The organism is Novosphingobium sp. G106, assembly GCF_019075875.1.
Classification (GTDB): Bacteria; Pseudomonadota; Alphaproteobacteria; order Sphingomonadales; family Sphingomonadaceae; genus Novosphingobium.
On record NZ_JAHOOZ010000001.1, the window covers coordinates 4500385 to 4520314 of the forward strand.

General features: G+C 66.1%; 17 protein-coding genes and 2 pseudogenes. 11 read left to right on the plus strand and 8 right to left on the minus strand.

Annotated features, from left to right (window positions below; genetic code table 11):
• Positions 1–77: 77 nt before the first annotated feature.
• From KRR38_RS21595 to KRR38_RS21605, 3 genes are read right to left on the minus strand one after another with little or no spacing between them, the layout of a single operon-like run.
• Entirely contained in the window at positions 78–1124 is a 1047-nt protein-coding gene (locus tag KRR38_RS21595) for a homocysteine S-methyltransferase family protein (RefSeq protein ID WP_217405398.1), read from the minus strand.
• Positions 1121–2038 (minus strand): methylenetetrahydrofolate reductase [NAD(P)H], encoded by a 918-nt coding sequence (gene metF / locus KRR38_RS21600; protein WP_217405400.1) that lies wholly within the window; start codon positions 2036–2038, stop codon positions 1121–1123. The genes KRR38_RS21595 and metF overlap by 4 nt, the downstream gene beginning before the upstream one ends.
• On the minus strand, positions 2035–3042 hold the full coding sequence (locus tag KRR38_RS21605) for a metalloregulator ArsR/SmtB family transcription factor (protein WP_217405402.1): 1008 nt from the start codon (positions 3040–3042) through the stop codon (positions 2035–2037). Before KRR38_RS21605 ends, metF begins: the two co-directional genes overlap by 4 nt.
• A 133-nt stretch (positions 3043–3175) precedes the next feature.
• Here KRR38_RS21605 and KRR38_RS21610 point away from each other — a divergent pair, with 133 nt between their 5' ends.
• From KRR38_RS21610 to KRR38_RS37830, 4 genes and pseudogenes are all read left to right on the plus strand, one after another.
• Entirely contained in the window at positions 3176–3478 is a 303-nt protein-coding gene (locus KRR38_RS21610) for a hypothetical protein (protein ID WP_217405405.1), read from the plus strand.
• Between the two features lie 92 nt (positions 3479–3570).
• On the plus strand, positions 3571–5226 hold the full coding sequence (locus KRR38_RS21615) for an NAD+ synthase (RefSeq protein WP_217405407.1): 1656 nt from the start codon (positions 3571–3573) through the stop codon (positions 5224–5226).
• Positions 5223–6560, plus strand: a complete 1338-nt coding sequence (gene gltX / locus KRR38_RS21620) for a glutamate--tRNA ligase (RefSeq protein WP_217405409.1) — start codon at positions 5223–5225, stop codon at positions 6558–6560. The genes KRR38_RS21615 and gltX overlap by 4 nt, the downstream gene beginning before the upstream one ends.
• A gap of 615 nt (positions 6561–7175) precedes the next feature.
• Positions 7176–7286 (plus strand): annotated as a pseudogene (locus KRR38_RS37830) (PEPxxWA-CTERM sorting domain-containing protein); the annotation flags it as partial.
• A gap of 37 nt (positions 7287–7323) precedes the next feature.
• On the opposite strand, the gene KRR38_RS21630 reads toward KRR38_RS37830, so the two are convergent.
• Positions 7324–7662 carry a hypothetical protein gene (locus KRR38_RS21630; RefSeq protein ID WP_254514918.1) on the minus strand — a complete coding sequence of 113 codons (339 nt, stop codon included), beginning with the start codon at positions 7660–7662 and terminating at the stop codon, positions 7324–7326.
• A 97-nt stretch (positions 7663–7759) separates the two neighbouring features.
• Positions 7760–8686, minus strand: coding sequence for an alpha/beta fold hydrolase (locus tag KRR38_RS21635; protein ID WP_217405413.1), 927 nt, complete (start codon positions 8684–8686; stop codon positions 7760–7762).
• A gap of 161 nt (positions 8687–8847) precedes the next feature.
• Between KRR38_RS21635 and KRR38_RS21640 the strand changes: the two genes are divergently transcribed.
• Positions 8848–9246 (plus strand): response regulator, encoded by a 399-nt coding sequence (locus KRR38_RS21640; RefSeq protein ID WP_217405416.1) that lies wholly within the window; start codon positions 8848–8850, stop codon positions 9244–9246.
• Between the two features lie 16 nt (positions 9247–9262).
• On the opposite strand, the gene KRR38_RS21645 is transcribed toward KRR38_RS21640, so the two are convergent.
• Positions 9263–9688 carry a nuclear transport factor 2 family protein gene (locus tag KRR38_RS21645; protein ID WP_217405418.1) on the minus strand — a complete coding sequence of 142 codons (426 nt, stop codon included), beginning with the start codon at positions 9686–9688 and terminating at the stop codon, positions 9263–9265.
• A 97-nt stretch (positions 9689–9785) separates the two neighbouring features.
• On the opposite strand from KRR38_RS21645, the gene KRR38_RS21650 reads away from it, so the two are divergent.
• The 5 genes from KRR38_RS21650 (at position 9786) to KRR38_RS21670 (ending at position 15347) form a co-directional block, all read left to right on the plus strand.
• A complete protein-coding gene (locus KRR38_RS21650) occupies positions 9786–11186 on the plus strand; it encodes an MATE family efflux transporter (protein ID WP_217405420.1) in 1401 nt (466 codons plus the stop codon).
• A gap of 128 nt (positions 11187–11314) precedes the next feature.
• A complete protein-coding gene (gene groES, locus KRR38_RS21655; protein ID WP_217405422.1) occupies positions 11315–11602 on the plus strand; it encodes a co-chaperone GroES in 288 nt (95 codons plus the stop codon).
• Positions 11603–11641: 39 nt separating this feature from the next.
• Positions 11642–13285 (plus strand): chaperonin GroEL, encoded by a 1644-nt coding sequence (gene groL, locus KRR38_RS21660; RefSeq protein WP_217405424.1) that lies wholly within the window; start codon positions 11642–11644, stop codon positions 13283–13285.
• Between the two features lie 180 nt (positions 13286–13465).
• The gene (locus KRR38_RS21665) at positions 13466–14191 is read left to right on the plus strand and encodes an aspartyl/asparaginyl beta-hydroxylase domain-containing protein (RefSeq protein WP_217405426.1); all 726 of its coding nucleotides are present in this window, start codon (positions 13466–13468) and stop codon (positions 14189–14191) included.
• A 142-nt stretch (positions 14192–14333) separates the two neighbouring features.
• Entirely contained in the window at positions 14334–15347 is a 1014-nt protein-coding gene (locus KRR38_RS21670) for a serine hydrolase (protein WP_217405429.1), read from the plus strand.
• 173 nt (positions 15348–15520) lie between these two features.
• On the opposite strand, the gene KRR38_RS21675 is transcribed toward KRR38_RS21670, so the two are convergent.
• Entirely contained in the window at positions 15521–15790 is a 270-nt protein-coding gene (locus KRR38_RS21675) for a hypothetical protein (protein ID WP_217405431.1), read from the minus strand.
• A gap of 235 nt (positions 15791–16025) precedes the next feature.
• Positions 16026–16304: a hypothetical protein gene (locus KRR38_RS21680; protein ID WP_217405434.1), complete on the minus strand. Its 279-nt coding sequence runs from the start codon at positions 16302–16304 to the stop codon at positions 16026–16028.
• A gap of 375 nt (positions 16305–16679) precedes the next feature.
• Here KRR38_RS21680 and polA point away from each other — a divergent pair.
• A pseudogene (gene polA, locus KRR38_RS21685) lies at positions 16680–19526 on the plus strand (DNA polymerase I); the annotation flags it as partial.
• Positions 19527–19930 lie beyond the last annotated feature (404 nt).

A 19930-nucleotide genomic window follows, 5' to 3' on the forward strand; every position in this document is an offset into this window, starting at 1 on the left:
GGTGGGTCAGTATCGATCTGGACGCAAGGCCGCGACAGGCCCACCCCCAGCCCCTCCCGCAAGCGGGAGGGGAGTAATCAAGCCGCCATGGTGAAAGGCTCAAGCCCGGCCAACCGCGTCACCGGCTCCAGCACCGGGATCGCGCGAGGCTTGGCATCGACCACGGCCCTGGCGATCGCGGCAATGTGATCCGGCGTCGTCCCGCAGCAGCCGCCGACCGCATTGACCAGCCCGCCGTCGAACCATTCGCCGATAAGCTGCGCGGTCTTGGCCGGAAGCTCGTCGTACTGGCCAAGTTCGTTGGGCAGGCCGGCGTTGGGATAGGCCAGGATGAGCGTGTCGGCGTTCTTGGCCAGTTCGGTCAGGTAGGGCCGAAGCAGGTCGGCACCGAAAGCGCAGTTGGCGCCGATGGTCAGCGGCTTCAGGTGCCGCAGCGCATACCAGAAGGCGGTGATCGTATGACCCGAGAGGTTGCGGCCCGACATGTCGGTGATCGTGAACGAGACCATCAGCGGCACCTCGCGGCCCGATGCCGCTTCGGCCTCGCGCGCGGCCATGCCGGCGGCCTTGGCGTTGAGCGTGTCGAAGCAGGTCTCGACCAGCAGGAAATCGACCCCGCCGGCGATCAGCGCGTCGCACTGCTCGCGGTATTCGGCCTTGAGGCTGTCGTAGTCGACCTCGCGGAAGCCCGGGTCGTTGACGTCGGGCGAGAGCGACAGCGTCTTGTTGGTCGGCCCGATCGAGCCCGCGACGAAGCGCCGGCGGCCGTCCTTGGCCTGGGCCTTCTCGGCCGCATTGCGCGCCAGCTTGGCGGCGGCGATGTTGATGTCCCAGACCAGGTGCTCGCAGCCGTAGTCGGCCATGGCGATCCGCGTGGACGAAAAGGTGTTCGTCTCGACCATGTCGGCACCGGCATCGAAATAGGCCTGGTGGATGCCCTCGATGATATCGGGCCGCGTCAGGCAGAGCAGGTCGTTGTTGCCCTTCTGATCCATCGGCAGGTCCAGGTCGCCGCGGTAGTCGGCTTCTTCCAGCTTGAACTTCTGGATCGAGGTGCCGTAGCCGCCGTCGAACACGAGGATGCGCTCGGCCGCTGCCTTACGGAAATCTGCTTCTGCGCTCATCGCGCGTTCTCCTTGGCCAACTCTTGGGGGCGCACGCCGAGCAGCTGGCAGATCGCATAGGCCTGCTCGGCGCGGTTGAGCGTGTAGAAATGGAAGTGACGGACGCCGCCCTGGTAAAGCCGCTGGCAGAGATCGACCGCCACCGTCGCGGCGACCAGCGCGCGCGGGCCGGGGCGCTGGTCTAGCCCTTCGAAGGCCTGTTCGAGCCAGGCGGGGATCTCGGTATTGCCCGACATGCGGCGGATCGCCTCGAACGAGGTTACCGGCATGATCCCCGGCAGGATCGGCGCGGTGATACCCGCGGCGAGCGCCTTGTCCAGGAAGCGGAAATAGGCGTCGGTCGAGAAGAAGAACTGGGTGATCGCCTGGCTCGCGCCGGCATCGAGCTTGCGCTTGAGGTTGTCGAGATCGGCCTCGGCGCTCAACGCTTCGGGGTGGGTTTCGGGATAGGCCGCGACCGAGACTTCGAAATCGTGCAGGAGCTTGAGCCCCGCGACGAGGTCGGCGGCGCTGGCATAGCCTTCCGGGTGCGGCACGAAGCGCCCGCCATCGGCCGGCGGCGGATCGCCGCGAAGCGCGACGATGTGGCGCACGCCCGCTTCCCAGTACTGCGAGGCGACTTCCTCGATCTCGGCCTTGCTCGCGGCGACGCAGGTCAGGTGCGCCGCGGGCACCAGTGCGGTGTCGCGGGCGATGCGCGCGACGGTGTTGTGCGTGCGCTCGCGCGTCGAGCCGCCGGCGCCATAGGTCACCGAAACGAAGCGCGGAGCGAGCGGAGCCAGCGTCTCGATCGATTCCCACAGGGTCTCTTCCATCTTCTCCGTCTTGGGCGGGAAGAATTCGAACGAGACGGAAATGTCGCCCGGGAGACCGGCAAAGAGCGGTTCGGCGGACGGTCTGGTAACGGCATTCATCGGCCTGCGGCCCTCTCGGTATTCGTGTCGTTGTGGGTGGTCTCGGGCGCCCTGCGCCCATCCTTGTGCGCCGTCCAGATTTTTACCGTGAGCGGCGTGCCGGGCAGGGCGATCGAGGGTTCGGGCGTCAGGCCGGCATCGGACAGCAGTGCCAGCATCTGCTCGTCGGAGAAACCGAGACGGGCATGGGCGTGGCGTTCGCGCAGTTCCTCACGGTCGTGCGCAGCGAAATCCACCACGGCGATACGACTCCCCGGCCTGGCGACGCGCGCTGCTTCGGCGAGCACGGTCTCGGGCTCGAGCGCATAGTGCAGCACCTGGTGGAACAGCACGGTATCGAAGCTGGTGTCCGCGAAAGGCAGCGCGGTGAACTCGCCCTGGACCAGCGAAATCTGCTCGGCGGGGAACTTCTGCAGCCGGGCGCGGGCAATGCGCAGCATCTCGGGGCTCTTGTCGAGCCCGGTGACATGGGCAGAGCGGGGCGCGAACAGCTCGGCCATGCGCCCGGTGCCGGTGCCGATATCGAGCAGCGAACCCAGTGAGCCCTGGCCGAGCGCCCCCGCCAGCGCTGCCTCGACGGGTTCGTCCGGGCTGTGCAGCAAGCGCAGCGTGTCCCAGTCCTCTGCGTGGCGGGCGAAATAGGTCTCGGCGCTGGTCTCGCGCGCGGCGCGGATCGCGGCGAGGTGGCGGCGGTCTTCGCCGCAGCGCGCGGCGAAAGCGGCATCGTCGCGCTCGGCCGCGGCCAGCAGCTTTGCGGCCGCCGCGCCGAGCGGCGGTGCGCGGTTCTCGCCGATGCCGCTGCGCAGGAACACCCAGCTGCCTTCCTTGCGTCGCTCGGCAAGGCCCGCGTCGCAGAGGATGCGGATGTGGCGCGAGACGCGCGGCTGGCTCTGGCCGAGAACCTGGGCCAACTCCCCCACGGCCAGCTCCATATGCGCCAGCAGGCGCATGATGCGCAGCCGCGTCGGATCGGCGAGCGCACGGAGGAGGGGATCGATCTTCATGGGACATCATATAAAGAAATCTTTATATGACTTCAACCCGCAGATTTAGGTAGATTTACGTGGCTTCTTTGCCGTTTGCCATCATTTTGGCGCTCGTCTAATCTGCGGCGGGCCAGATCGAAAAGGGATACGCATGAAGAAAATCGCCGCAAAAGTCCTTGGCGCCGCCTTTGCGACAGCCGCCGCTCTGGCGCTTTCCGCCTGCGGCAGCTCGGACAAGGCCAGCGAAGGTGCCCAGGCCGAGAACGTCGAGATGCCCGCCGAGGAAGCGATGAACACGGCCGATGCCGGTGCCACGCCCGTCGCCGATGCCGGTACCGATGCCGCTGCCATGGCGAGCGATGTCGCCGGCGAAGCTGCTGCCGGTGCAAGCACCGCTGCCGAAGCCACGCCGAAGCCGGCCGAGAAGAAGGCGCCGGCCGAAAAGAAGATGTGATCTTCGCGCGCCGGCTTAGCGCTCAACGAAGCCCTCCCCGCGGGGAGGGCTTTTTGTTTGCATGACGCAGACCTAGGCGGCATCAGAATTCCATGCCCGATACGCTCAAGATCACGCTCGCCCAGATGAACCAGTCGGTCGGCGATCTCGCCGGCAATGCCGCAGCCATGCTCGCGGCGCGCGACCGGGCGAAAGGCGCCGATCTCATCGCCTTTCCCGAACTCCAGCTGATCGGCTATCCGCCCGAGGACCTGATCCTCAAGCCCGCGCTGATCGAGCGCGCCGCGGCCGAGCTCGACAAGCTGGCCCAGGCGACCAACAGCGATGGACCGGCGATGCTGGTCGGCTCGGTCTTCGTCCGCGACGGCGCGTTGCACAACGGCGTGGCGCTGCTCGACGGCGGCCGGGTCGCGGCGACGCGGTTCAAGCACGAGCTGCCCAACTACGGCACTTTCGACGAGATGCGGCTATTCCAGCCAGGGCCGCTGCCCGAGCCGATCATCGTGCGCGGCACCATGATCGGCGTGCCGATCTGCGAAGATATCTGGCAGCCCGAAGTCTGCCGGCATCTGGCGGACTTCGGCGCCGAGATCTTCGTCTGCATCAACGGCAGCCCTTACGAGATCGACAAGGACACCCTGCGCATCGACGGCGTCGCCAAGCGGCGCGCGGTCGATACCGGCCTGCCGCTCGCCTATCTCAACCGCGTCGGCGGTCAGGACGAGCTGGTGTTCGACGGGGCGAGCTTCGTGGTCAACGGCGACGGCGGCCTCGCGGTCCAGATGAAGGACTGGGAAGAACAGGAAGTCGAGACCCGCTGGACCAAGACCGCCAAGGGCTGGCGCTGCGACCGCGGCGAGATCGCGCCGCTCGCCGACCATCCTGAGGACATCTACTGCGCCATGGTCATGGCGCTGCGCGACTATGTCGACCGCAACCGCTTCCCCGGCGTGGTCCTGGGCATGTCGGGCGGTATCGACAGCGCGATCTGTGCGGCGATCGCCGCCGACGCGCTCGGCCCCGACCGCGTCTGGCCGGTCATGCTGCCCAGCCGCTTCACCAGCCAGGAAAGCCTTGACGATGCCGCCGAATGCGCGCGGCTGCTCGGCTGCAAGCACGACATCATCCCGATCCAGCCAGCGGTTGCCGGCTTCGATGAAATGCTGGCGGACAGCTTCGCCGACAAGGCGGTCGACATCACCGAGGAGAACCTGCAGTCGCGCATCCGCGGGACGACCTTGATGGCGCTGTCCAACAAGTTCGGTCACATGCTGATGACCACGGGCAACAAGTCCGAGATGAGCGTCGGCTATGCGACGATCTATGGCGACATGGCGGGCGGCTACAATCCGATCAAGGACGCCTACAAGATGACGGTGTTCTCGATCTCGAAGTGGCGCAACCAGCACAAGCCCAAGATCGGCCTCGGCCGCGACGGGCCCGTGATCCCCGAGAACATCATCGTCAAGCCGCCGAGCGCCGAGCTGCGCCCCGACCAGAAGGATTCGGACTCGCTGCCGCCCTACGAGGTGCTCGATCCGATCCTGCTCGGCCTCGTCGAGCACGAGAAGTCGGTCGACCAGCTCGTTTCCGAGGGTTTCGACCGGCCGACCGTGGTGCGCATCGAGCGCCTGCTCCACCTCGCCGAATACAAGCGCCGCCAGGCCCCTCCGGGGGTCAAGCTCGGCACGCGCAACTTCGGCCGCGACCGGCGTTACCCGATCACGCATTCGTTCCGCACGGCATGACCAGATCCACCCGTTTCGCCCCGTCTCCGACGGGAATGCTGCACGTCGGCAACGTTCGCATGGCGTTGCACAACTGGCTGCTCGCCAAGCGGCTGGGCGGGCGCTTCCTGCTGCGGATCGACGATACCGACAAGGAGCGCAGCCGCGAGGACTATGTCGAGGCGATCCGGGCCGATCTCGCCTGGCTGGGGCTCGTGCCCGACGGCGAGGAGCGGCAGTCGTCGCGGTTCGAGCTCTACGAGCGCGAGTTCCAGCGGCTGGCCGACGGGGGCCGGGTCTACCGCTGCTACGAGACCGCGCAGGAGCTCGAACTCAAGCGCAAGGTGCAGCTGGGCCGCGGCCTGCCGCCGATCTACGACCGCGCCGCGCTGAAGCTGACCGAGGCCGATCATGTAGCTAAAGCAGCCGCCGGGCAGGCTCCGCACTGGCGCTTCCTGCTCGACCACGACATGCCGATCGAATGGACCGACGGCATCCGCGGACCTCAGCATTTCGATGCGCGGCAGATGTCCGACCCGGTGATCCGCCGTGCCGACGGTTCGTGGCTCTATATGCTGCCCTCTGTGATCGACGACATCGCCATGGGCGTCACCGACGTCCTGCGCGGCGAGGATCACGTTTCCAACACCGCCACGCAGGTGCAGATGTTCGGCGCACTCGGTGCGCCGGCGCCGAACTTTTCGCACGAGGCGCTGCTGGTCGGCGCCGAGGGCAAGCTGTCGAAGCGGCTCGGCTCGCTAGGCTTGGCCGAGCTGCGCGAGGCTGGGATCGAGCCCGAGGCACTGATCGCGCTGCTGGCCCGGCTGGGTACTTCGGATCCGGTCGATCCCGCGCTCGACGCCACCGCGCTGGCGGCGAGTTTCGAGCTCGCCCATTTTGGCCGCGCACCCGCGCGTTTCGACGAAGCCGAATTGCACCGGATCAACGCTGCGATCGTCCACCGCCTTCCTTTCGGCCGTGTGGCCCACTTGCTGCCTGAAGGCATGAGCGAGGCCGGCTGGGACGCGATCCGGCCCAACCTCGCGCATATCGGCGAGGCAGCTGAATGGTGGCAGGTGGTAACCGGCCCGGTCGCTCCGCCCGAATTCGATGCCGAAACCCGGGAATACCTGGCGCTCGCCGCAGACAGGCTCGGCACTCTGCCTTGGAGCGGCGAGATCTGGCAGGCGCTGACCGGCGACCTGAAGCAGGCGACGGGCCGCAAGGGCAAGCTCCTGTTCCTGCCGCTCCGCCAGGCGCTCACCGGTCGCGATCACGGCCCCGACATGGCGGCGCTGCTGCCGCTGATCGGACAGGACGCGGCGGTGGCGCGGCTTCGGTTCGCCGCAAACTAAACGGCCGGCAGGCTCGTTAAGCCACAGGCAAGCAACGCCTGCTAGATGGGGCGGCGTCGATTCTCGGGATCGGCGAAGGTGGCGCACAAAGGCGCCGTGAGGCAACAGCCGGCAGGTATCTCGGCGAAGGTTCGCTACCAGGCCGACAATTGTTCAGGAAAATAGATGGTTAGATCAATGCTTGGCGCGATGGCCATGGCCGCTGCGCTCGTATCTGCTCCCGCGATGGCGACGACTTTCATTACCGATCCGATCTCGAATCCCTCCAGCCAGTGGAACGGCATCGACTATTGGGGCGTCCAGGTTTCGCAATTCTCCAAGATCGATCAGACGCTGACGTTCGACATTGCCTCCGATAGCAAGATCGACCTGTTCATCCAGGGCTCGCCAAAGTTCCAGTTCACCGATCTGCTGCTGAACGGTCAGTCGATCGCCGGCAATTTCACCGTCGGTAATTCGCTGAACCTCACCGCGACCGGCTATTCGGCCGCCGGTCCCGCCACGCTGCGCTTCGTGGGTGACTACACTTGCGCGAATTGCTGGGGCGACTGGTTTGGCGGTTATGTCCAGGCGACGAAGGCCGCTCTTCCTGGCGTTCCCGCCCTGCCGGACCCATCGCATTCGGCCGCGGTTCCCGAGCCGGCGACCTGGGCGATGACGATCGCGGGCATCGGCTTGATCGGCGGTGCCATGCGCCGCCGCCGGGCAAAGACCAGCTTCGCCTGAGGCCGTTGACCTCAACAAGCCGCCTCGAGTTCCTGCGTCAAGCGACCTGGATGCTGAACGCGAACCACGCACCTTTTGTGTGATCGTACAGTTGCACCACCTCATCGGTCGCGGTGAGCGTGTAGTGGCTCAATGAGCGCCGGTCGTACCCCTTTGCCGTCAGGCCATCGATCTCGAGCGAGACGAACGAGTCGTCGCCGGCATCGTACAGTTCGGAAAGGGTCCCGCTGAACTTTGCCGATCGATCGCCATCGAACCCCAGCAGACGGTCTCCACGCGTTTCCGCCGCGATCAGCAAGTCCTGTCCGGTCGCATGATCATGGACGCCCGCCACCTTCTTGCCGAAAATGAAGGCATGGGCGGCAGCAGCGATCATGGCTCGGGTGTGCGGTAGCATCCCGCCACCTGACAGCGACCGAGCGAGGAAGCAAGCAGTCTGGCGAAACTGACAGCAGCTTCCGGGTGGCGGCCCGCTATCGCGAGCGCGCCGCGATCCACGACAGGACTATGCCCTTGATCGCGGCGACGAAGGCCAGGGGGCTGTCGATCGGCGGATAGTGCGTCGCTCCAGGCATGGTGAAGACGACCGTCCTGCCCTGCGAGGCTGCGCTGATGACGTCGCTCGCGGTCTCGTCGGCCAGATGCGAATGCTCCGCGACGATCGCGGCCGTTTGGCAGCGATAGTCCTTGAGCGCGTCGAGCAGCTCGAACGCCAGGTTGATCGTCATGCCCTGCGCGGTATCGTATTTCGAAGTCCAGCCGCCCTCGGCCGGCCGGAACGAATGGCGGGCGATGTGCTCCAGGATGCGGGGCGCGTCGATCGGCAAGAGCGGCGCGGGCGTCAGGCGGAAACGCGCAACGGCATCCTCGTAGTCGGCATAGACCCGCGGCGGCTTGGCCGGAGGGCGTCCCTCGGTCAGGACCTTGATCGCATGGTCCTTCTCGAGCCGCGCATAGCGCAGGCCGTCGACCGAGATGACGCCCAGCAGCGCTTCGTCGTTGGGGATGGCTGCGCGCAGGGCGAACTGCGCACCGGCGCTGTGGCCGACCAGTGTGGGGGGAATTGCCGCGTCCAGCATCCCGGAGGCGGCCAGCACGCCCATGATCTCGGCGGTGATGAAGGTCTGCGAATATTCGGGCCGCCGGTCCGAATCGCCGCAGCCGGACAGGTCGATCGCCGCAACGTTGAACTGATCGGCGAAAAGCGGTGCGACGTGATCGAACCAGTGCGTGTGGCCGCCGCTCGCCGGTATGAACAGCAGCCCCGGCCGCCTCGGATCGCCCCACTGCGCGTAGTGGATACGGCAGCCCTCGACTTCGGTGAAATGGCTTTGTCCGGCCTGGGCCAGCGCGCGCGTGAGCCAGTCGGGAGCGTTTTGTTGAGACACGGTAGAATGCATGCGCGGTTCCTATTCGCTCGCGGCGCCCCGTCCAGCAAGATCATCGACCCATCGAGGTTCGTCGTAGCTTCGCCTCTTTCTGCCGATATTAGCCAGTGCCGTTTACTATCCGGAGAGGCGAATCCGGTCACTCTGCCTGCGCGGGGTCGATTGGAAGCTCTATGGTATCGAAGCAACTGAAGCGCGCGTCCCGGTCCGCCAGGATCCTGATCCTCGAAGACGACCTGCTCAACGCGTTCCTCATCGAGGATACGCTGAAGCAGGCCGGGCACGAGATCGTCGGGCCGGCCAAGACCGTTCCGCAGGCGCTCGGGCTGCTCGAAAGGGGCGGTACCGATGCGGCGATCCTCGATCTCCAGATCAACGACGAGATGTCCTACGAAGTCGGCCGCAAGCTCGATGAGCTGAGCATCCCGTGGGCGATCACGACTGCCCATCCGCCCAGTTTCGTCGGCCCGCAATTTTCGCATGTCGCGTTCCTGAGCAAGCCGTTCGGCGTCGCCGCCTTGCTGGACCTCATCGAGAAGTTGCTCGATCCGCCGGGCGAGCCCAAGCGGTAGCGCCGGCTCCTCGCGGTTATCCTCGCATGACGCTGGTCGGGCTGATCCACAAGGTGCGTGGCTTGCGGTGTTCGAGCAGCCACTCGCCGCCGACCTTGCGCAGCCGGTCGTCGTAGTAGCCGTTGTGGTCGATCCCGGCGTTGCTGGTGACCAGCCAGTAGGTACGCACTTTCGCGGCGTCGCCGGCCAGTTCGACCTTACAGGTCGTCAGGTGGTGGCTGATGAAGCCCGGCGCGCGGTCGCTCGGCTGGGTGATGATCGAGGCGCCGCCCATCCAGGAACGGATCGCCTCGCGCCCGGCGATCGCCTCGTCCAGTTGCAGCACGCCGTCCTCGGTGAAGCATTTGGCATAGATGTCGGCCTTGCGCGCGTCGCCGGCCTGGGTGCAGGTGGCCAGCCGGTCGGCGATGGCGAGCCGGTCCTTCATTTCCTCGTCGGTCATTCTCGTCTCCCTTGTAGATGCGAGCCTACCGCGGGCGAAGGCGCAGGCAAGGAATAGCTTTCCCCCGGCACCGGGCTCCCCTATCGCGTCGCGCCTCATGGCCCGTGCCGCCCTCTCTCCTTTTCGCGTCGAGCTCGGCGCCACCCTGCGGCTCGCGGGGCCGCTGGCGCTGGCGAACATGCTGCAGATGGCGGTCTATGCGCTCGACGTGATCTTCGTCGCGCGGCTGGGCTCGCACCAGCTTGCAGCCTCGAGCCTCGCGGTCGCGATCTTCGGCGTCATCAACTTCGGCTTCCTCGGCCTGACCGGCGCCGTCGCGCCGCTGATCGCCGCCGAGCGCGGGCGCCGCATGCATGCCGTGCGCGAGATCCGCCGTTCGGTACGCATGGCGCTGTGGCTGGCGGTAATCGGCGGGGTGGGCGGCATGGTCCTCTGCCAGTTCGGCGAGGCCTTCATGCGGCTCACGGGGCAGGATGCCTCCATCGCGAAGACCGGCGGCTGGTTCCTGGCACTGCTGTCGCTGGCGCTGATCCCGATGCTGATCACCAACGTGCTGCGCATGTTCGTCTCGGCACTGGGTCGTCCGGTCTTCGCCACCGTCGTCACCGCGCTCGCCATAGCGATCAACGCGCTCGGCAACTGGGCGCTGATCTACGGGCACTTCGGCATGCCGGCGCTGGGGCTGGCGGGTTCGGCCGTCTCGACCCTGCTCACGGCGATCGTGACGATGCTCGCCTATGCCGTAGCGATCCGCTGGGACCGCAACCTCCGGCGCTATCACGTGTTCGGCCGCTGGTGGCGTCCAGAATGGGTACGTTTTCGCGAGATCGTGCGGCTGGGCATTCCGATCGCGCTGACCGTCGTTGCCGAAGGCGGGCTGTTCTCGAGCGCGGCCTTCCTCATGGGCCACATCGGCGAGACCCAGCTCGCCGCGCATACCGTGGCGCTGCAGATCGCCGCCTTCTTCTTCCAGGTCCCGTTCGGCGTGGGCCAGGCCGCGACGATCCGCGTCGGCTATCACTTCGGCGCGCGCAATGCCGTTGCGGCCGGCCATGCCGGCTGGGCCGCCGTCGTGGTCTGCCTCGCCTTCGCCGGCGTCTCGGCGAGCGCGATGATCCTGGTGCCGCAGCTCATCCTCTCGGCCTATGTCGATGTCACGGCGCCGGCCAATGCCCTGATGGTTGGCTTCGCGGTTCAGTACCTCGTGGTCGCCGCGGCGTTCCAGCTCGTCGACGGGGCTCAGGCGGTTGCCGCCGGGGCGCTGCGCGGGCTGCAGGACACGCGCGTGCCGGCGGTCGTCGCCATCGGCGGCTACTGGCTGATCGGCTTCGTCATCGCGATCGTGCTTGGCTTCGCCACTCCGCTCGAAGGAATCGGCGTGTGGATCGGGCTTGCTGCGGGGCTCACCGCTGTCGCGATCGCGCTCGTCTGGCGCTGGCATCGGCGCGAGGGGCTGGGACTCGTCCCAGCGGCTGAGAGTTACTCGACCCGCACCTGAACCGACTGAAAGTTTTTTCCGCGGACTCTGCTTGACGCCCCGTCGGGGCCGACCCATATGCGCGGCGCTGGCACTCTCCGCACGAGAGTGCCAATCGCATATCAGTTCACAGGAATAGGGAGAGTCCCATGGGTTTCCGTCCGTTGCATGACCGCGTGCTCGTACGCCGCGTCGAAGCCGAAGAAAAGACTGCCGGCGGCATCATCATCCCCGACAGCGCCAAGGAAAAGCCCGCCGAGGGTGAAATCGTTTCGGTCGGTTCGGGCGCTCGCTCGGATGACGGCAAGGTCACCCCGCTGGACGTCAAGGCCGGCGACCGCGTGCTGTTCGGCAAGTGGTCGGGCACCGAGGTCAAGGTCGACGGTGAAGACCTGCTGATCATGAAGGAAAGCGACATTCTGGGCATCATCGCCTGAACGTCCATCCCAACTCATTATAGATAAAGGATTATTGAAATGGCAGCCAAGGACGTACGCTTTTCGCGCGATGCGCGCGAACGCATTCTCGCCGGTGTCGACATCCTCGCCAACGCCGTGAAGGTCACGCTGGGCCCCAAGGGCCGCAACGTCGTGATCGACAAGAGCTTCGGCGCTCCCCGCATCACCAAGGACGGCGTCACCGTCGCCAAGGAAATCGAACTCAAGGATAAGTTCGAGAACATGGGCGCGCAGATGCTGCGCGAAGTCGCCAGCAAGGCCAATGACGCGGCCGGCGACGGCACCACCACTGCCACCGTTCTGGCCCAAGCGATCGTTCGCGAAGGCATGAAGTCGGTCGCCGCGGGCACCAACCCGATGGACCTGAAGCGCGGCATCGATCTCGCCGTCGTCAAGGTCGTCGAGAACCTCAAGGCGCGTTCCAAGCCGGTCGCCGGCACGCAGGAAATCGCTCAGGTCGGCATTATCTCGGCCAACGGCGACACCGAAGTCGGCCAGAAGATCGCCGAAGCCATGGAGAAGGTCGGCAAGGAAGGCGTGATCACGGTCGAAGAGGCCAAGGGTCTCGAGTTCGAACTCGACGTCGTCGAAGGCATGCAGTTCGACCGTGGCTACCTCTCGCCCTACTTCGTCACCAACCCCGACAAGATGACGGTCGAGCTGGAAAATCCCTACATCCTCATCCACGAGAAGAAGCTGTCGAACCTCCAGTCGATGCTGCCGATCCTCGAGGCCGTGGTGCAGTCGGGCCGTCCGCTGCTGATCATCGCCGAGGACATCGAGGGTGAGGCCCTGGCCACGCTCGTCGTCAACAAGCTGCGCGGCGGCTTGAAGATCGCCGCCGTCAAGGCGCCGGGCTTCGGCGATCGCCGCAAGGCCATGCTGGGCGACATCGCCACGCTGACCGCCGGCGAGATGATCTCGGAAGATCTGGGCATCAAGCTCGAGAACGTCACGCTCGGCATGCTCGGCCAGGCCAAGAAGGTCTCGATCGACAAGGACAACACGACGATCGTCGACGGCGCCGGTTCGGGCGACGAGATCAAGGCGCGCGTCGAGCAGATCCGTTCGCAAATCGAAGTCACTTCGAGCGACTATGACCGCGAGAAGCTGCAAGAGCGTCTGGCCAAGCTGGCCGGCGGTGTTGCCGTGATCAAGGTCGGCGGCGCCACCGAGGTCGAGGTCAAGGAGCGCAAGGACCGCGTCGACGACGCTCTCCACGCGACCCGCGCCGCGGTCGAAGAAGGCATCGTCCCCGGCGGCGGTACGGCACTGCTCTATGCCACCAAGGCTCTCGAAGGCCTGAAGGGCATCAACGAGGACCAGACCCGCGGTATCGACATCGTCCGCAAGGCGATCCAGACCCCGCTGCGCCAGATCGCCGAGAACGCCGGCCATGACGGCGCCGTCGTTGCCGGTCGTCTGCTCGACAAGGGCGACGAGACCTGGGGCTTCAACGCCGCCACCGAAGTCTACGAGAACCTCACCGCCGCCGGCGTGATCGACCCGACCAAGGTCGTCCGCACCGCGCTGCAGGATGCGGCCTCGGTCTCGGGCCTGCTGATCACGACGGAAGCCGCGATCAGCGAGAAGCCCGACGACAAGCCGGCCATGGGCATGCCCCCGGGCGGCATGGGCGGCATGGGCGGCATGGACTTCTAAGTCCAAACCGACCGAGCCGTTTCAGGCAAACGATTGGGGCCGGGAGAGCGATCTCCCGGCCCTTTCGTTGTTCGCCGGCCTGTCCAGGTCTCCGGTCCGAGTCAGGCGTTTCCCGGCTTGAATCTCATTTATGACATTCTTATTTTCACGCCGCAGGTGCGAAGAAGCCGGCCCCTTTGCATGGATTTTGAACGGTATATCAAAGGCAGAGACACGTTTGCCGTCCGCTTCGGCAAGTGGGTGCGCTGGCCGCTCAACCGCTTCCTCGCACGCCAGTCGCTGATCGGGACCGAGCCTTTCTATGATGCCGGACAGATCCTCGGGCTCGATGCCCTGCGCGAGAACTGGCACGTGATCCGGGACGAGGCGGCGGCGCTCATGCAGGAGCGCGACAAGGTGCCGCCACTGGGCGAAATCTCGCCCGATCACCGCGCGCTGGCTTCTACGTCGAAATGGAAGAGCTTCTTCTTCACGGGCTATGGCTACCAGGCGCCGGCCAATCGCGCGCTCTGCCCCGGGACTGCGGCCCTGGTCGACCGGGTGCCCAACCTCGTGGTCGCCTTCTTCTCGGTGTTCGAGCCCGGCACCTACGTCCGCCCGCACCGCGGGGTGACCAAGGCCATGCTCAACGTCCATCTCGGGCTGATCGTCCCGCAGGGGCCGGAGCGCTGCGAGATCCGTGTCGAAGACGAGGTCCGTGGCTGGAAGCCAGGCGAGTACATGATCTTCGACGAGACGTTCGAACACGAGGTGTGGAACGAGACCCGCGAGCCGCGCGTCATCCTGTTCCTTCAGGTCATGCGGCCGATGCGCTGGCGGGGGCACTACCTGAGCCGGTTTTTCCTGTGGTGTATCAAGCGCACCAGTTTCGTTCAGGACATCCGCCGGGCGCTCAATGCCAGCTGATTTTCCGCCTGATTATCGGGGTTTACACCGATAGTTTCACAACTGCCCGCGGATATATCCCGGTTCGTCGCGGGAATCTTCCCGTGCCGTCAGTTTATCGTTAAGCATTTGCCAAGGTGCGGTGCGTTATTGTGGCAGGGTGATGCCGGGTATTTTTCGTTTTTTCACGCGTAGGGCCGCCAATGGCCTGGCTCTGGTTCTGGCCTGCGGCGCTTCGCTTTCGCCCGCTGCGGCCGGTGATCTCGATGCCATCCAGTCGGCCTTCGACAGCGCTCTCGGCACCGAGCAGCGCGCGCCGCGGCCCTATGCCTCGACCTTCGATGCGCAAGTGGCCTCGCTGGCCAGTGCCCAGGAAGGCCGCATCGGCGTCGCCGCTTTCGATCTGACCACGGGGCGTATGGTCACGGTTCTCGGCAATCAGCCCTTTCCCATGGCCAGCACTAGCAAGGTCGCCATCGTCGCGACCTTCCTCGAAGGTGTGGACCAGGGCCGCTATCGCCTAGAAGACCAGTTCCCCTTGATGATGCCGGTGCCGTCGCGCAAGTTCGACGGTCCGGTCGCTCCGGTCCGTCCCGGCACGATGATGAGCGCTTCGAACCTCATCGAGCTCGCGCTGACGCGCAGCGACAACCATGCGACCGACGCCCTGCTCGCGGTCGTCGGCGGGCCGCAGGCGGTCAACCGCTGGCTGCGCCGGGCCGGCCTGACCGAGCTTCATATCGACCGCGACATCGCCACGCTGGTGCGTGACGACGGTGCCGTCGATCCCGCGCGCACGATCGACACGCGCGACAGCGCCACGCCCGTCGGCATGGTGCGCCTGCTCTCGGGCCTCTACCGCGGCGAATGGCTGAGCGCCTCGAGCCGTGCGGTCCTGTTCGGCGCGATGGAGCGCTGCCGCACCGGTACCAAGCGCATGCGTGCGCTGTTGCCCGAGGATGCGCGCATCGCGCACAAGACCGGCACGCTCTACAACACCTCGAGCGACGTCGGCATCTTCCACATGCCCGACGGTCGTGCCGTGGCCGCAGCGATCTACGTCACCGGCCAGGGCGGCAAGCCCAACCGCGACGCCCGTATCGCCGCGATCGCGCGCGCGCTCTACGACGGCTACAGCGCCGATCCCGCAGGCCTGCGCCGCACCGCGGTTCGCTGAACCCTTTTCCGATTGAAAGCTTGAGCATCCTTCTCCCGGCGGGGGAAGGTTAGTGAGGCTCGCCCCCGTCCAGGGTGGCGTGCGGAGAGGCTTCGCTAGATTTCAGACGCACAAACGAAAGGGCGCGCAGGTTGCCCTGCGCGCCCTCGAAACTCGTCGTAACGAGACGAAGCTTAGTGCTTCGCGGCTTCCGACGAAGCAGCAGCGGCGTCCGAAGCGGCACCGGCGGCAGCGCCAGCAGCGTCCGAAGCAGCGCCAGCGGCTTCCGAAGCGGCACCGGCAGCAGCGCCAGCAGCGTCGGTGGCAGCGGCAGCAGCGTCACCAGCGGCGTCCGAAGCGGCAGCGGCTTCCGAAGCGGCGGCTTCAGGGGCTTCCGACTTCGAGCAGGCCGAGAGACCGAGAACGGCGGTGGCGGCGACGGCAGCGAGAACGATCTTGCGCATGTATGGTATCCTTGAACAACGAATGGACCAAGCACGGCACAAGGCCGGCGCACGCCTAGTGCAATAGGAACTCTCTCGCGTCAATTAACAGCGTGCAACTTTGCCCCATTTTTGTCTTAATTCGCGAAATGGAGGCTAAGAATCGCGGGTTCGGCACCGATTCCACGGCTCCAAACGCGAAAGGGCGCGCGGGTTGCCCCGCGCGCCCTCGAAACTCTTCGCCGTGAAGCGAGGCTTACTTGTGCATCGCGTCCGAAGCAGCGGCAGCGGCTTCCGAAGCAGCGCCGGCAGCAGCAGCAGCGGCTTCCGTGGCGGCCGACGAAGCGCCAGCAGCGGCTTCCGTGGCAGCGGCAGCGGCGTCGCCAGCGGCGTCCGAAGCGGCAGCAGCAGCGTCGGTGGCGGTGTCAGCGGCTTCCGAAGCAGCGTCAGCGGCTTCCGTGGTTTCCGACTTCGAGCAGGCCGAGAGACCGAGAACGGCGGCAGCAGCGGCAGCAGCGAGAACGATCTTGCGCATGTATGGTATCCTTGAACAGCGAGTGGACCAGGCACGGCACAGGGCCGGGCCGAAAGCCTACCGCAACAGTAGACTTCGCGCGTCAATTAACCAGCTTGGCGCGTTGATGCAAGCTTGTAGTGGCCTCGCACCGCTCTCCGTTCGTCGGATCGAACCCAAACCATAGTGGCAGATTGTGTCGAGGTTGTGACCGGATCGGGGTTTCGTGCGGATTTTCGCACCGAGATTCGAGCTTCGATGGCGGCGTCAAAAAAGTGTAACAGAAATGGGGCGGCGGCGGTTTGGCGATCAAGGGCCGGGCGCAACGCTCCTTGCCGGCGATTTGCGCGGAGCCGCGGCTTCCCCCTCGGGGGATCAGTCGCTAGGTAGGGCCGCATGGCGGACAAGCAGCATCTCTACCTCGTCGACGGCTCGGCCTATATCTTCCGTGCTTATCACCGGCTGCCGCCGCTGACCGATCCCGAAGGCACCCCCGTTGGCGCGGTCTATGGCTACACGACGATGCTCTGGAAGCTGGCCGACGATCTCAACAAGGCCGACGGCCCGACGCATCTCGCGGTGATCCTCGACAAGTCGTCGATCTCGTTCCGCAACGATCTCTACGACCAGTACAAGGCCAACCGGCCGCCGCCGCCCGAAGACCTCGTGCCGCAGTTCCCGCTGATTCGCGATGCGACGCGCGCCTTCTCGCTGCCCTGTATCGAGGAGGAAGGGGTCGAGGCCGACGACGTGATCGCTTCCTATGCCCGCGCTGCAACGCGGGCCGGGTGGGACGTGACCATCGTCTCGTCGGACAAGGACCTGATGCAGCTCGTCGGCAAGTGCGCCGAGGGCGATAACGGCGTCGAAGGCGGCTGTGTCGACATGCTCGACACGATGAAGAACGCGCGCATCGACATTCCCGAGGTGATCGAGAAGTTCGGCGTGCCGCCCGAGAAGGTCGGTGACGTGCTCGCGCTGATGGGCGATTCGGTCGACAATGTCCCTGGAATTCGCGGGATCGGGCCCAAGACTGCCTCGAAGCTGATCCAGGACTACGGCGATCTCGAATCGGCGCTTGCCGCCGCGCCCGACATGAAGCCCGGGAAGCTGCGCGAGAGCCTGATCGAGCAGGCCGAGATGGCGCGACTGTCGCGCGTGCTCGTCGCGCTCAAAGAAGACGTCCCGCTGCCGATCGCGATCGAGGACTTCAAGCTCGGCGCAATCCCGCCTGATCCGCTCGCCGCCTTCCTCACGAAGCATGGCTTCACCAGCCTGCTCAAACGGCTGGGCGCGGGCACCGGAAGTCCCGAGCGGTCTACCCAGCTCAATCCGTCGAAGCCCGTCACCCCTGGCGCACCGGCCGCGCCGCCCGAGGGCAATCGCCAGCCGCCGCATGAAATGCCGGCGCCCGATCTCGGCGCCTACGAATGCGTACAGACGCGCGAGGCGCTGGTCCGCTGGATCGACCGGGCGTTCGCGGCCCGCCTCGTCGCTGTCGATACCGAAACCAGCGCCCTCGATGCGATGCGGGCCGACCTTGTCGGCGTGAGCCTCGCGCTCGGGCCCAACGACGCCTGCTATATCCCGCTGGGTCATGGCGGCAGCGACATGTTCGCCGAGAAGCCACAGCAGATCGACAAGGCAGAGGCGCTGGCACTGCTGAAACCGCTGCTCGAAAGCGATGCGGTCCTCAAGGTCGGGCAGAACATCAAATACGACATCAACATCCTCGCGCGGAACGGTATCCACGTCGCGCCGATCGATGACACGATGATCGTCAGCTTCGATCTCGACGCAGGCCGTAGCGAAGAAGGCATCGGCGGCGGCCATGGCATGGACGAGCTCGCCACCCGCCACCTCGGCCACACCACGATGACCTACAAGGACATCTGCGGCACAGGCAAGAAGGCGATTCCCTTCGGCGAAGTACCTCTCGACCGTGCGACGCGCTATGCGGCGGAAGACGCCGATGTCACCTGGCGGCTGCACCGCCTGCTGCGCCCCCGTCTGTCCGAAGAAGGCGGCACGCGCATCTATGAGCGGGTCGACCGTCCGTTGATCCCGGTCGTGGCGCAGATGGAGCGCCATGGCATCAAGGTCGACCGCGAGCGACTTGCAGGTCTCTCGACCGAGTTCGCACGCGAGATCGGCGCGCTCGAGGGGCAGATCCACGGGCTCGCGGGCGAGGTCTTCACGATCGGCAGCCCCAAGCAGCTCGGCGACGTGCTGTTCGATCGCATGGGCTTCAAGGGCGGCAAGAAGGGCAAGAGCGGGCAGTATTCGACCGACCAGTCGGTGCTCGAAGCGCTGGCTGCCGAAGGCCTCGAAATGGCGACGCGGGTGCTCGAATGGCGCCAGCTCTCCAAGCTGCGCTCGACCTATACCGAGGCGCTGCAGGCGGCGATCAACCCGCAGACGCAGCGCGTCCACACCTCCTACTCGCTAGTCGGCGCGCAGACCGGCCGGCTGTCCTCGACCGAACCCAACCTGCAGAACATTCCGATCCGCACCGAGATCGGCCGCCAGATCCGCGACTGTTTCGTTGCGGAGCCGGGCAACGTGCTTATGTCCGCCGACTACAGCCAGATCGAGCTTCGCCTCGCTGCGCATATGGCCGATGTGCCTTCGCTGAAGGAGGCCTTCGCCAATAACGAGGACATCCACTCGCGCACGGCGACCGAGATGTTCGGCTCGGTCGACCGCGATACGCGCGGCCGCGCCAAGACGATCAACTTCGCCATCCTCTACGGCATCTCGCGATGGGGCCTCGGCCAGCGGCTCGGCGTGCCGGCGGACGAGGCGCAGTTCATGATCGACCGCTATTTCGAGCGCTTCCCCGGCATCCAGCGCTACATCGTCCACACGCTCGAAACGGTGCGCGAGCGCGGCTATTCGGAGACACTGTTCGGCCGCAAGACCTGGTTCCCGCGGATCAATTCCAAGCACCAGGCCGAGCGCCAGGGCAGCGAACGCGCCGCGATCAACGCGCCGATCCAGGGCACCAGCGCCGACATCATCAAGCGCGCCATGGCGCGGATGCAGCCCGCGCTGGCCGAGGCCGGGCTGCCCAACGTCCGCATGCTGCTGCAGGTCCACGACGAACTGGTGTTCGAAGCGCCCGAGGCCGATGCCGAAAAGGCTGCGCCGGTGATCCAGCGCGTCATGGCCGAGGCGGCGGCGCCCGCTGTCCACCTCGACGTGCCGCTTGGCGTCGAGATCGGCTTCGGCGCGAGCTGGGGGCGGCGCATTGATCCTGCCTTCGGGCGAGGTCCTGCTCCACTGGACGGCGCGCGCCACCGAGGCGGCGATCGCGCTGTCGATCACGATCGTCATCGCGCTCGCGCTGCATTTCGTGCTCTTCGCCGTGCTCGGCCGGATCACCCGGCTGTCGCAGCTCCAGACCGACGGTGTCGTGGTCGATCGCCTGCGCCAACCGATCCGCTGGTCGCTGATCGCGGTCGCCATCTCGCTGGTGGCCGAGACCCACCCGGCAGTCGCCGAGCTCTGGGACAGCGTCGCGCGCTTCGTCGTGCCGGCGCTGCTCGGCTGGGTGGCCTTTGCGCTAGTCAAGGCCTTCGCCGTCGCCATGGACAGCCGCGCCGAACTCTCGGCCGACGAGCTGGCCGCGCGCAGCCGGCGGACGC

Coding starts and splice junctions, on each gene's coding strand:
- KRR38_RS21595 (WP_217405398.1), bottom strand. CDS start 1,124: ATGAGCGCAGAAGCAGATTTCCGTAAGGCAGCGGCCGAGCGCATCCTC.
- metF (WP_217405400.1), bottom strand. CDS start 2,038: ATGAATGCCGTTACCAGACCGTCCGCCGAACCGCTCTTTGCCGGTCTC.
- KRR38_RS21605 (WP_217405402.1), bottom strand. CDS start 3,042: ATGAAGATCGATCCCCTCCTCCGTGCGCTCGCCGATCCGACGCGGCTG.
- KRR38_RS21610 (WP_217405405.1), top strand. CDS start 3,176: ATGAAGAAAATCGCCGCAAAAGTCCTTGGCGCCGCCTTTGCGACAGCC.
- KRR38_RS21615 (WP_217405407.1), top strand. CDS start 3,571: ATGCCCGATACGCTCAAGATCACGCTCGCCCAGATGAACCAGTCGGTC.
- gltX (WP_217405409.1), top strand. CDS start 5,223: ATGACCAGATCCACCCGTTTCGCCCCGTCTCCGACGGGAATGCTGCAC.
- KRR38_RS21630 (WP_254514918.1), bottom strand. CDS start 7,662: ATGATCGCTGCTGCCGCCCATGCCTTCATTTTCGGCAAGAAGGTGGCG.
- KRR38_RS21635 (WP_217405413.1), bottom strand. CDS start 8,686: ATGCATTCTACCGTGTCTCAACAAAACGCTCCCGACTGGCTCACGCGC.
- KRR38_RS21640 (WP_217405416.1), top strand. CDS start 8,848: ATGGTATCGAAGCAACTGAAGCGCGCGTCCCGGTCCGCCAGGATCCTG.
- KRR38_RS21645 (WP_217405418.1), bottom strand. CDS start 9,688: ATGACCGACGAGGAAATGAAGGACCGGCTCGCCATCGCCGACCGGCTG.
- KRR38_RS21650 (WP_217405420.1), top strand. CDS start 9,786: ATGGCCCGTGCCGCCCTCTCTCCTTTTCGCGTCGAGCTCGGCGCCACC.
- groES (WP_217405422.1), top strand. CDS start 11,315: ATGGGTTTCCGTCCGTTGCATGACCGCGTGCTCGTACGCCGCGTCGAA.
- groL (WP_217405424.1), top strand. CDS start 11,642: ATGGCAGCCAAGGACGTACGCTTTTCGCGCGATGCGCGCGAACGCATT.
- KRR38_RS21665 (WP_217405426.1), top strand. CDS start 13,466: ATGGATTTTGAACGGTATATCAAAGGCAGAGACACGTTTGCCGTCCGC.
- KRR38_RS21670 (WP_217405429.1), top strand. CDS start 14,334: ATGCCGGGTATTTTTCGTTTTTTCACGCGTAGGGCCGCCAATGGCCTG.
- KRR38_RS21675 (WP_217405431.1), bottom strand. CDS start 15,790: ATGCGCAAGATCGTTCTCGCTGCCGTCGCCGCCACCGCCGTTCTCGGT.
- KRR38_RS21680 (WP_217405434.1), bottom strand. CDS start 16,304: ATGCGCAAGATCGTTCTCGCTGCTGCCGCTGCTGCCGCCGTTCTCGGT.